Genomic DNA, 12,461 nt, shown 5'->3' on the forward strand with positions numbered 1-12,461 from the left:
ATGACAGCCTCTAATTAGTTTTATACTTACCTTTGTATTTTCGAGTCATAGATAAATACACAAAATCAGATGGATAATATAAGAATTGCAGTTGTTGGCTTGGGCTATGTCGGATTACCTTTAGCTGTTGCTTTTGCGCAAAAATATGATGTTGTAGGTTTTGACATCAACAAAGAACGTGTTTCTCAATTAAGCAAAGGCAATGATCGAACCAAAGAAATAGAACAAGAGGAACTTACAGCAGCTTTATCCGGCAGATTAAGTGTAAGCAATGATATTAATGCAATAGCCAACTCGAACTTTTATATTGTAACGGTTCCTACTCCGGTAACTAATTTCAAAACACCCGATCTTATTCCTCTGTTAAATGCCTCAGCCGCCATAGGACAAGTTCTGAAGAAAGGCGACATTGTAGTATATGAATCGACCGTTTACCCGGGATGTACGGAAGAAGATTGTGTACCGATATTGGAATTGGCTTCCGGTTTAATTTTTAATAAAGACTTCTTCTGCGGTTATTCTCCGGAACGAATTAATCCCGGAGATAAGAAAAACAAACTGACAACTATTGTAAAGGTTGTTTCCGGTTCAACTCCTGAGACAGCAGACAAGATAAAACAAGTATATGCCTCTATTATAACGGCTGGTACGCACAAAACATCCAGCATCAAAGTAGCAGAGGCTTGTAAGGCGATCGAAAACGCACAACGTGACGTCAATATTTCGTTCGTCAACGAGCTGGCTCTGATTTTTGACCGAATGAATATTGACACAACGGAAGTATTAGAGGCGGCAGCAACAAAATGGAACTTCCTCAAGTTTACTCCCGGTCTGGTAGGCGGTCATTGCATCGGAGTAGATCCTTATTATCTTTTACATAAATCACAATGCCTGGGATACAATCCTCAAGTAATTCTTTCGGGACGAACGGTAAATGACGAAATGGGACGATTTGTTGCATCGAAAACCGTAAAATTGATGATAAAGAACGGGATCAAGATCGTAAGTAGCAAAGTACTTATTTTAGGCTTTACTTTTAAAGAAAATTGTCCTGATACCCGAAACACGAAAGTAGTTGATGTGATTGATGAATTGCAGGACTTCGGAGTTAAAGTTGATGTCTATGATCCACACGCTCTGAGAGACGAAGTAAAAGCAGAGTATGGCATATCACTTCTTCCGGAATTACCCGATCTGAAAGCATATGACGGGATAATCCTGACTGTAGCGCATGATGAATTTAAGGCCATTGATTTCTCATTCATGCAAAATCGTGCAACAGTTTTATTCGATGTCAAATCAATGCTTGACCAGAGTCTTTCGCACGGGAGACTATAAAAGAAGAATAAACACCAGTCCAACACAAGGTAGATTATATTTGTTCTGACGCTAACTCACCCATTAAGAAATTAAATCCCTCAATTTCGTTATATTTGTGAACTTTTCGTCATTCTGACTTTGGGAGTGACGAAGGTTGATGTATGCAAATAATACAAAATGGCAGAACAATCTCTGAAAGACAAAACAGCAAGTGGATTACTTTGGGGTGGTACAAGTAATGTGCTAACCCTCATCTTTGGGATTGTCTTAGCTCGTATCCTGAATGCCGAAGATTATGGCATGATTGGAATGCTAACCATATTTATTGCCGTATCCAGTACGATAATGGATTGTGGCTTTGTGAATGCCCTGATAAATAAAAAAAACGTAAGCTTTGACGATTACAATTCCATTTTTTGGTTTAGTACGCTAAGTGGTATCATTTTATATGTTTTACTTTATTTCTCGGCTCCGTATATTGCGTTATTTTTTGACAATGCAGAATTAATAGACTTGTCACGTTTCTTATTTATATGTGTCGGAATAGGCGGTCTTGGTGTAGTTCATAATGCGATTCTGCTTAAAGAAATAAGAATTAAAGAAAAAGCCAAAATTGATATCATCTCTTTAGCTCTTTCGAACTGTGTTGGCATATCATTCTCATTTGCCGGTTACTCCTATTGGGCATTAGCTTTTCAGACAATTACTTATTCCGCATCATTGATTATTTTGCGCTGGTGGTTTGTGAAATGGAGGCCGAATTTTAATATAAACTTTGCCCCCATAAAAGAAATGTTTGGCTTTAGTTCAAAAATCTTCATAACCAACCTGTTCTTTCACATAAACAACCACCTGTTTTCGGTCGTCTTTGGTCGTCTCTATGACGAAAAACAAGTAGGCTTTTATTCACAAGGGCAAAAATGGATGACGATGGGACAATCTCTTATTAGCGGAGCCATAAATGGAATAGCCCAACCTGTATTTGTACAGGTAAAAGATGACCCTGATCGTCAGAAGCATGTCTTTCGAAAGATATTGCGCTTTGGAGCTTTCATCTCCTTCCCGTTGATGCTTGGTATAGCCTTTATCGGAAAAGAATTAATCGTAATCGCTATAGGAGAAAAATGGTTAAATGCAGTCCCGTTTCTTCAATTATTCTGCATTTGGGGTGCATTTTCTTATATCTGGACACTCTGTACAAACCTCTTAATCTCGCACGGCAAATCAAATTTGTATATGTACGGTATGATTTTAACCTGTATTATCCAATTGGCTTTGGTACTCCTCGTCTCAAGCTATGGTATATACACAATGGTTATAGCTTATCTAAGCATTAACTTCATCGCCTTATACGGCTGGATTTATTTTGTAGGCAGACTAACAAAGCTAACCTTTTTGGAGGTTACAAAAGACATATTTCCCTTTCTGATCATTACCATTATTTCAGTAGCTATTGCCTGGTTTACAACAAAAAATATTTCAAACTTATATCTATTATTCTTATCCAAGATTTGTATTACAGCCGTTATTTACATTCTGGTTATGTGGAAAAGTAATGCTGTAGTCTTTAAAGAGAGTATCAGGTTTCTAAAACAAAAAAAATAATGAACTATTTCACAAAGATCTATAGGACATATGTCTCAGAACATACAAGAGAGAAAATATACAAATTATTCCTGAAGGACATTCTGTATGTGAAAAGAAATTTTGATGTATTAGTCCGGGCTAAAATGACTTATTATTTATTTCCCTTACTTCCCAAAACTGAGAAGAACGAGTTATTTCGTTTTATGGGCAAACACGAACTGACGAGCTACCCATGGCCTTTTGTTTCGGAATACGAAAGGCCTATTGATTGTTTTTATGACGAGCAACATAAGATGTATTATGTTCTTCATAACCAGAAAAGATTATATTTTCCTATTCATTTCACAGAAGCTGAAGTTCTGGACTTGTATAAAACATTGCTTATCGAACAAGACAGACGTTCCCCACACAGATATCTGGAAGATTACTCTCCTCTTAATGGACATACTGTACTTGACATCGGTGCAGCAGAAGGAATTTTTTCATTAAATGTGATAGAGTCAATCCAACACAGTTATCTTTTTGAATGCGAACCTTATTGGATAGATGCTTTAAAGGTCACCTTTTCTCCTTGGGCAGAGAAAGTAACGATCATTCCCCGTTATGTATCGAATGTGGATTCGGAGACAGAAATAACGATCGATACATTTCTAAAAGATAAAACAAGCAAAGGATGCTTTATTAAAATGGATATAGAGGGAGCGGAACTCTCTGCCCTGCATGGTGCAGAACAGACATTAAAGAGCAAAGACGATGTATTCTTATCTGTTTGTACATATCACAGTCCTTCTGATGCAAAAGACATCAGTGCTTATCTATCTTCGCTCAATTATTCCTATTCTTTTACAGAGGGGTTCCTATTCTTTAATAAGCATTTGAATAAGGCTATCCTTAGGGCAACGAAAAAGAGTTACGCGTGATGGATGTTTCGATTATTTATGTGAATTATAAAACGGCTCAACTGATTCTTGACAGTATTCAATCTGTTAAAGAGAAAACGGATGGAATTACATACGAAATAATTGTTGTTGATAACAACTCCGGAGATGAATCGTTAGCCAAAATAACTGCCGTATATCCTGAAGTTATACCTGTCCAATCAGAGGAGAATGTCGGATTCGGCAGAGCTAATAATTTAGGAATCCAAATAGCAAAAGGTCATTGTTTCTTCTTTCTTAATCCGGATACCTTGTTAATAAATAATGCAATAAAGATATTGTATGATTTTTTGAACGGAAGTGAACACGTTGGTGCGTGCGGAGGGAATTTATATAGTATAGATAACAAACCAGCCATTTCTTTCAGTGCTTTATTTCCGTCCTTTTTACAAGAGGTTCTTTCTATATTCTATTTACCGGTAACCTTTTTTTCAAAAAGTAAATCAGAACAATTTAATTATACCGGCTCCCCTTTGGATGTTGCGTCCATCAGTGGAGCAGACTTATTATTAAAAAGGGAAGTTTTGGAAAAGACCGGAGGATTTGATCCGGCTTTTTTTATGAATTATGAAGAAACGGAACTCTGTTACAGAATAAAAAAACAAGGATATAGAATCGTTTCCGTACCGGACGCCCAAATTATTCATTTAGAAGGAAAATCCGACTATGCGTCTATCTCAAGGCTGACTTTCTATTACCAAGGGCAGTATATTTATTTCAATAAACTATACGGTAAATCCGGAAGCAATCTTATCTATGCCATCACTCAGTTGAAGAACCGGCTTCGCGTATTACAATTTTCAATCTTAGGAGACGCAAAAAGAAAGACATACTGGCAAACCAAGAAAGAAACTAATTCCGAAGTTTTCCGTTCATTCAGAAAAAGAAACATTCAACAATAATATGCTGTGGAAATAAAAGTCTCCATTATCATACCCATCTATAATGCAGCCCGGTTTATTGAGCGTTGCTTATTATCGGCATTAAACCAGGGTTATAAATCGATTGAATACATTCTTGTTGATGATGGCTCAACCGATGACAGCCTGCGTATTATCAAGGATCTTATTCTTGGTTCTCCAAGAGGGGCAGATGTCCATTTAGTCTTGCATGAAGTCAACAGAGGGGTAGCTATTGCACGGAATACAGGGCTTAATGCATCTTCGGGAGATTATATTTATTTTTTGGATAGTGACGATGAGTTACCACTCAATGCCATTGAGATTTTGGTTGAAAAACTCGGTAATACCAATGCCGATATCGTGATCGGAGAATTTTCTTTAACGGGAACAGATAAGACAGGCTTTAAAACGACAAAATTACCGGACGGTCATTATGAAAAAGAGAGAATCCTGGATTCATTTCTCTTAATGCAATGGCCGGATATGACCTGTAACAAGTTGGTCCGGCTAAAAACGATCAGAGATCATACTATCTTTTTTGAGAAAAAGATTATCCATGAAGATACTTTATGGAGTTTTATGCTTGCGGTCAGATCATCTTTGATGCTTGTGTGTAATCAGATAACGTATATCTATCACATCCAGGGGCAATCTATTACTCAAAAAAAAACGGATCACAATTTCAACAGCCTATTCTATGTATTGAGTAAGATCGTTGACATTTCCATTGCGGAAAACCTGTTTCGTAAAGATGTACATATAAAAGACTATTTGATTGATTACTGCTTCTATTACTTCAAGGAATCTGTACGGTGTAGGACGGAGCGGGATAAATCGAGAATAACTTTTGCAGAGATCAACTCTCAATTAGACAGGATTGGTTCCATCACAGAAGGAATAAGCAGGTCGTCGCAAATTAAATTAGCCCTATTGAAATCCCCGTTTGGCTGGGCATTTCTGATCTTCAAAACATATCTGTTCCTGAAAGGAGTACGTTAACAGCAAAAGAATAAATGAAAACATTAAGAATATATTTCGCAGACTTTTGGAAAGGTTTTAATCCTGAGAATAACTTTATTACGACTAAAGTAAATGAGGGAAACTATATAATTGATGAAAATCCTGATTTTTTATTCTATTCTTCACAAGGCAATAAACATAAGAATTTCAAAAACTGTATAAAGATATACTTTACTGGAGAGAATGATGTTCCTGATTTTAATTCTTGCGATTATGCGATTTCTTTTCATCCGATTGACTTTGGAGACAGACATTTGAGGTTTCCTCTATATTTGCTTTATGGTGATTATTATGAAAGGATTAAGGAGACTAAACAGATCTTACCGGATTTGGCCAAACGTAAGTTCTGCAATTTTGTATATTCTAATTCGAAACTTGCAGATCCTTTCAGAGAGTTGTTCTTTCGCGAACTATCAAAATACAAGAAAATTGATTCTGGTGGACGATTATTAAACAATATAGGAGGGCCTGTTGCCGATAAGATGTCTTTTATTCAGAAATACAAATTCACAATTGCTTTTGAGAATAGTAGTGTAAATGGATATACTACGGAGAAAATAATAGAACCGATGCGTGTAAACTCCATGCCTGTTTATTGGGGGAATCCGCAGGTTGATCTTGATTTTAATAAAGAGTCATTTGTTTGGTTAAAAGACAAATCGAAAATAAAAGAGATCATTGATTATATCGTTTTTCTCGATGAAAACGAGGAAGAATACCTAAGCAAGCTGTCATTACCTTGGTTGACAGCTGAGCAAACTCAAAAAAACTGGGATAACGATTTCTCTTCTTTTATAAGAAATATATTATCTCAATCTCCTCAAGAAGCAAAACGCGCTCCGGATTATGGTTACACGAAATTAATTCGGAACAGAGAAATCTCATTAGTAAAAAAGCTTTTTTCTTTATTTAAGCGATGATAAGAGAAAAACTATTCAACACTATCCGCAAAGACAAGAACACCCCTGTAGTTGTATATCATTTAGGTGTAGATGCCGGTTTTTTTTCTGAGTACAACAACATGATTCTATGTCTCGTATATTGTCTGGAAAACAACCTGAAATTTTCTATCTACTCAAGAGATGCTAATTTTAGGCTGAAAGACGGGTGGAATGACTTCTTTATCCCGTTTTGCGAAGAGAATAAATGTCCGTTGCATTCCTTAATAAATAAACGTCCGGATGAAACCTTCCGGTTAAAGTTTTTAAATACAATCGACCGGATAATGATTTCGACTGTGCGTAAACTATTTCGTAATACCCTGCTAATGTCTGACGTATGGATTCAGGCTCGTTCACTGGATATTCACAAACAGTATGACATACCTTCCATCTCGGCATCTGGGAACTTACGGGATATCTGCAGAAAACTGATTGAACTAACCTGGGTTTATACCCCAACAGTACAGCAAGAAGTAGAAGGATTACGAACATCGTTGAAACTTCCTGAGAAATATATCGGATTACATATCAGAGGCGGTGATAAATTTATAGAAGCATCAAAACAAGAAGAAGATGTTTATATAAAAAAAGCTATGGAACTAACGGATTGCAGGGAAGCATTTGTGTTAACAGACGATTATACTGTAATAGAAAGGCTCTTAGAGAAATATCCCGAATGGCATTTTTACACCTTATGCGGACAAGAGGAACGTGGCTATTTCCATAAACAATTCAGCAAACAGAACCGCCAAACCCGTGCGAAGCAATTAATCCGATTGTTTACTTCCACTGACATCATTTCGGATGGAGAATTATTTATCGGTACATTTAGTTCCAACCCCGGCATGTATCTGGGAATGAAAATGGCTCCGAAAAAAACATATTCTGTAGATGTTCCTGAATGGACTATCTGGTAATTATACATTATCTTTTCAAATAAAAAAACAATGAGGAATATAATATCTGTAGTAGGCGGGCTCGGAAATCAAATGTTTCAATATGCTTTTTCGTTAACTCTTAATCAAAAAGATAACGTATTTTTAAATGATTATCTGGCAAGGAACGGGCAAAGTAATTACGGCTCAGAGCTGAATAATGTATTTGGTATAAAATTGAACAATAATCCGACAGATGATTTTTTAGTATGGTATGTACGAAAGTGTATAGTATTTGCCTGCAAGTCAAAATTCCCGGATTTCTTTATATTGCTTATTAATGCACTAAAATTGTTTGGTATTATTGCTAAATCTGATTATCTCCCGGAATTAACTAAAAACAATAACAAACGTTCATTAAAAGCTATATGGTACGGGCGATTTCAGAGAGAAGACTACTTTATCAGAGAAGAGGAGAAAGTGAGAAACGCTTTTTCATTTAATTTATCCTGCACTTCCGAAAAAACTCAAAATACAGCAAAGTTGATACAGCGTAAAAATAGTATCTCTATTCATATACGACGTGGTGATTATTTAAACCCTGCCAATTCTTCTGTCTTTGGAAATATCTGTACTCTTAGCTATTATCAAAAAAGTATTAAATGGTTCAATGATTCTTTTCAAGATATTTCTTTTTTTGTTTTCTCCGATGATATAACATGGGTGAAGGAAAACTTACAATTTCCATCGGAGGTTTATTATATAGATTGGAATAGTGGAAATAATTCGTGGGAAGATATGTGCTTAATGTCTTTATGCAAACATAATATTGTCGCAAACAGCACTTTTAGTTGGTGGGGAGCCTGGCTGAACAGTAATCCGGAAAAACTTGTGCTATGCCCTCCTAAATATACAAATTCAGATAATGGTATTGATTTGTTCCCCAAAACATGGATTCGAATCAATTCATAGCCCAATCAACCCCTTGGTCAGATTCCAACGGAAACCAATTATTTTATTTCCTTTTGCCGGTTGTAGAGTAATTAAATAACCCACCCATAAGATGAATGAAGCTCCCCATTTGAACAGTTCCAGTAGAAGCCGTTTGTAATAAAAAGCCTTCCCCAGATTCAGGGTTCGTATTCTTTCACTTTTACCCATCGCATAGGTTATCTTTTTAAAGAAAGAATCGGTTAATTTTTCTGCCGGAATATGGTGATATATTCGTGCTCCGGGTAAGTAATAACAACTCTCGTTTCCATTCATCAATCGCAAAAAGAAATCTTTATCCTCTGCCCCCATCAAAGAGTTTCCTTTTCTTCCTAAATCCGTATTGAAATCTCCGTATTTTTTAAACAAACTTTTTCTGAAACAGGCATGACCTGTGCCAGGATAGTCTTTCGGAGGCAACTTCTTTATTTCATTTCCTTTGTCATATCTGCCGGTAATGGCTCTTTCAATATATTTCGATAGCCATTGTGGTTTCGTTACTTCAAAGACAGGAACAACCGGCCCTGAAGTGATTCCTGCATCGGGATGTGTTTCGAAAAAAGTCTTTATATTTAAAAGAAAGTCCGAATCCACCGTCTCGTCATCATCCAGAAAAACAATAATTTCACCTGTAGCTTCATTAACCCCTCTATTTCTTGCATAAGAAATGCCCTGATTGTATTCAATAAAATAATGAATAGGGAGCGAACTGGAGGAGAGGTATTTGTTTACAATTTCATCCGTATCATCGGGACTGTTATTGTTTATGATCAATACCTCAAAATTATCTTTGGGAAGCGATTGCTTTTCTAAACAGTCCAGCACCATAGGGATATACTTTCCCCTGTTATATGTACAGATAACTACCGATAAAACCATTTGTTCTACAATAAGAAAAGATTAATATAGAACAAAGATAAAGATATATTCCTGATAGAATTGATATATTTGCACTTAGGTTAAAAGCTAAAATAAAATTCATGAAGCAAAATTGGAAAGAAATCGGTTGGCATGCGTTTGTCGTATTTCTATTTATGGCGTTGTCTATGTTCTATTTTTCTCCTGTCGTGTTAGACGGGAAAACACTTCAGCAAGGAGATACTCAGAAGTTCGTAGGCATGGCGCAGGAGTTACTTAATTATGATACTAAGGACAACAAAGATATTATTGCATGGCAGGGAAATATGTTTTCGGGAATGCCCTCCTATCACACGACGGTTATAGGTGCTCCTTCGAATAATCTGTCTTTTGTTGGCAAGGTTTTGTCTTTCTTAGACTATAGCTGTGTAAGAATGGTCTTCATCGGTCTTGTCTGCTTCTACATTCTAATGTATGTAATGGGCGTACGACGATGGCTGGCCGTTGCCGGAGCCATCGCCTTTGCTTTTGCTTCTTACAACATCATTATTATTGAGGCAGGGCATATTACGAAAGCGTATGTTATTGCTTATATGCCTTTAGTTCTTGCGGGGATGTTTCTCCTCTTTAAAAAGAGCTATTTATGGGGTGTTGTCCTGTTTACTTTTGGGGTAGCGATGTCTATTAACGAAAACCATTTACAGATTACCTATTACCTTGTTTTGCTTTGTTTATTTCTCTTTCTGGGATATACATTCTATACAATTAAAGAAAAGCGAATACGTGACTTGATCGTTACTTCAGGCATTATGTTAGGCTGTGTTGTATTGGCCGTATTACCTAATGCAGCAAACATATATGCAAATCTTGAAATGAGTAAAACCTCGACTCGTGGGGCGACTGAACTCACTACCACTACTGCTGATGGTGAAAAGATATCTTCCGGTTTGGATAAAGATTACGCTTTTGAGTGGAGTTATCAGAAAAGAGAATTATTGACATTACTGATTCCGAATGCTTATGGGGGAGGTTCTGTGGGTACATTGGGCCCGGATTCGGAACTATATAAGGCAATGAAGGCGCAAGGCGCTCAGGTTGGAAAGGACGTTCAGACTTATACTTACTGGGGCGACAAACTCTTTACTTCAGGTCCGGTTTATTTCGGGGCTTTGGTTTGTTTTCTTTTTGTTTTCGGCATGTTTGTAGTCAGAAGTCCCTATAAATGGTGGCTATTTGGCGGGGCATTATTCTTGACCTTCCTGGCTCTTGGGAAATATATGGATTGGTTCAATGATTTCATTTTCCATTACCTTCCTCAATATAATAAGTTCCGCACGGTTGAAATGGCTTTGGTGATTCCGGGTTTGGTTTTTCCTGTTATTGCAATTTGGGGAGTAAAGGAGTTAGTTGCTGGAAACGTGGATGAGAAATTAGTAAAAAAAGGAATGATCAGCGCATTAGCGATAGCCGGAGGATTATGCCTGATTGTCTGGTTAATGCCGAATCTATTACTTGACTTCAGATCTTCTCTTGACGCACGCTATCAATTCCCTGACTGGTATTATAATGCGCTATTGATGGATCGGGCTTCGCTTGCGTCAGCCGATGCATTGCGTTCTTTGATTTTTATTCTGGCCGGGGCGGGATTACTGTTTTTGTACTGGAAGGCAAAAGACAAAAAAACAATGACTGTTGTCCTTTCAGCTGGTATTGCTGTTCTCTTTTTAGCGGATCTCTGGACTGTTGATAAACGCTTCGTAAATGAAGACGATTTTGTGAAAGAGAAACCGCATGAAACGTATAAACCATCTGTTGCAGATAATGATATTCTTAAAGACACAGACCCATCATCTCGTGTACTGAACCTGAATAATCCATTCCAGGAAACCTCTACATCCTATTTCCATAAATCCATCGGAGGTTATCACGCGGCCAAGTTAAGACGTTACCAAGAATTGATTGATCATAATCTACAGGTTGAAGTTGGCAGTATTATAACATCTCTGCAAAAGGCACAATCAATTGAGGATATTTTCGGAGCTTTAGCGTCTTCTCCTGCTCTGAATATGCTTAACACACGTTATATTATATACAATCCGGAACAACCTCCAATTAAGAATCCGTATGCATACGGTAATGCCTGGTTTGTTTCCGATGTCAAGATTGTAGAGAATGCAGATGCTGAGATTGCTGCGTTAAATAATATTGACCCATTGAAAACGGCGATTATTGACAAGCGATTTGAATCGGAGATTAAAGGCTTTATGCCGTCTGCAGACTCAACTGCAAAGATTGTGCAGACGTCTTATAAGCCTAATCGTTTGAAATATACTTCCGAAACAACTTCGGATCAATTGGCAGTCTTTTCGGAAATATACTATCAACCGGGGTGGAGAGCTACAGTTGACGGACAACCGGCTCCGCATTTCCGTGTTGACTGGACATTGCGCGGTATGATTGTTCCTGCAGGTAAGCACGAAATTGTATTCGAGTTTTATCCCGAAGCATATGTCGTTGCAGCCAACGTTAGTTCGTACAGTTCTTTCATAATTTTGCTATTGTTAGTTGCTGCTATCGGTTATAGCATCTGGACTAATTACAGACAACGCATAGAAAAAAAGGGGTAGTATTTGATGAAAAAATATAAAGGATATTTTTGAAAAAATATCCTTTATATTTTCAGAGGTATTTTATTCGTTGATTTTCAACATCTATAAAAACGGATCAGGCAAAATATCCAGTTGTTATGGTAATCATCCATCGTGATACGTCTATACTGCAACCTGGCATTTTAGAGACCAATGTCATCAACTCAAACTTCTTACTCCACTTTAGTCTTACTATTCTTCGAATAATTCCGGCTGAAAGCCGAGTATATATCAGCCCAACACAACGTGTTGGGGAATAGGACACCCTTCCTTTGCGGCCTGAAAGGACAGTATAAACCTACCCTAACATCTGCTATGTTGCCCCTTCAGGGCGCGAGACTCGTTCTACATCCTTCCCAACGCGTTGCGTTGGACTATACTA

11 protein-coding genes are annotated in these 12,461 nt (G+C 37.3%); 10 read left to right on the top strand and 1 reads right to left on the bottom strand.

Going from position 1 to position 12,461, the window contains the following annotated elements:
- Positions 1 to 69 precede the first annotated feature (69 nt).
- The 8 genes from PHT93_RS07385 (at position 70) to PHT93_RS07420 (ending at position 8,555) form a co-directional block, all read left to right on the top strand.
- Positions 70 to 1,338: a nucleotide sugar dehydrogenase gene (locus PHT93_RS07385; protein ID WP_300241290.1), complete on the top strand. Its 1,269-nt coding sequence runs from the start codon at positions 70 to 72 to the stop codon at positions 1,336 to 1,338.
- A gap of 159 nt (positions 1,339 to 1,497) precedes the next feature.
- Positions 1,498 to 2,925: a lipopolysaccharide biosynthesis protein gene (locus tag PHT93_RS07390; protein ID WP_300241292.1), complete on the top strand. Its 1,428-nt coding sequence runs from the start codon at positions 1,498 to 1,500 to the stop codon at positions 2,923 to 2,925.
- Positions 2,925 to 3,827 carry an FkbM family methyltransferase gene (locus PHT93_RS07395; RefSeq protein WP_300241294.1) on the top strand — a complete coding sequence of 301 codons (903 nt, stop codon included), beginning with the start codon at positions 2,925 to 2,927 and terminating at the stop codon, positions 3,825 to 3,827. The genes PHT93_RS07390 and PHT93_RS07395 overlap by 1 nt, the downstream gene beginning before the upstream one ends.
- Positions 3,827 to 4,747, top strand: a complete 921-nt coding sequence (locus PHT93_RS07400; RefSeq protein WP_300241296.1) for a glycosyltransferase family 2 protein — start codon at positions 3,827 to 3,829, stop codon at positions 4,745 to 4,747. Before PHT93_RS07395 ends, PHT93_RS07400 begins: the two co-directional genes overlap by 1 nt.
- Positions 4,748 to 4,753: 6 nt before the next feature.
- The gene (locus PHT93_RS07405) at positions 4,754 to 5,746 is read left to right on the top strand and encodes a glycosyltransferase family 2 protein (RefSeq protein ID WP_300241299.1); all 993 of its coding nucleotides are present in this window, start codon (positions 4,754 to 4,756) and stop codon (positions 5,744 to 5,746) included.
- Between the two features lie 14 nt (positions 5,747 to 5,760).
- Positions 5,761 to 6,687: a glycosyltransferase family 10 gene (locus PHT93_RS07410; RefSeq protein WP_300241301.1), complete on the top strand. Its 927-nt coding sequence runs from the start codon at positions 5,761 to 5,763 to the stop codon at positions 6,685 to 6,687.
- The gene (locus PHT93_RS07415; protein WP_300241303.1) at positions 6,684 to 7,625 is read left to right on the top strand and encodes a hypothetical protein; all 942 of its coding nucleotides are present in this window, start codon (positions 6,684 to 6,686) and stop codon (positions 7,623 to 7,625) included. Before PHT93_RS07410 ends, PHT93_RS07415 begins: the two co-directional genes overlap by 4 nt.
- Positions 7,626 to 7,655: 30 nt before the next feature.
- Positions 7,656 to 8,555, top strand: a complete 900-nt coding sequence (locus PHT93_RS07420) for an alpha-1,2-fucosyltransferase (protein WP_300241305.1) — start codon at positions 7,656 to 7,658, stop codon at positions 8,553 to 8,555.
- Here the strand turns inward: PHT93_RS07420 and PHT93_RS07425 are convergent.
- On the bottom strand, positions 8,550 to 9,452 hold the full coding sequence (locus PHT93_RS07425; RefSeq protein WP_300241307.1) for a glycosyltransferase: 903 nt from the start codon (positions 9,450 to 9,452) through the stop codon (positions 8,550 to 8,552). The two genes, PHT93_RS07420 and PHT93_RS07425, sit on opposite strands and share 6 nt — an antisense overlap.
- 101 nt (positions 9,453 to 9,553) lie before the next feature.
- On the opposite strand from PHT93_RS07425, the gene PHT93_RS07430 reads away from it, so the two are divergent.
- Positions 9,554 to 12,058 carry a YfhO family protein gene (locus tag PHT93_RS07430; protein WP_300241310.1) on the top strand — a complete coding sequence of 835 codons (2,505 nt, stop codon included), beginning with the start codon at positions 9,554 to 9,556 and terminating at the stop codon, positions 12,056 to 12,058.
- Positions 12,059 to 12,177: 119 nt separating this feature from the next.
- Positions 12,178 to 12,339, top strand: coding sequence for a hypothetical protein (locus PHT93_RS07435; protein WP_300241312.1), 162 nt, complete (start codon positions 12,178 to 12,180; stop codon positions 12,337 to 12,339).
- The last annotated feature ends 122 nt before the right edge of the window (positions 12,340 to 12,461 follow it).

Source organism: Massilibacteroides sp., assembly GCF_028705895.1.
Taxonomy (GTDB): domain Bacteria; phylum Bacteroidota; class Bacteroidia; order Bacteroidales; family Tannerellaceae; genus Massilibacteroides.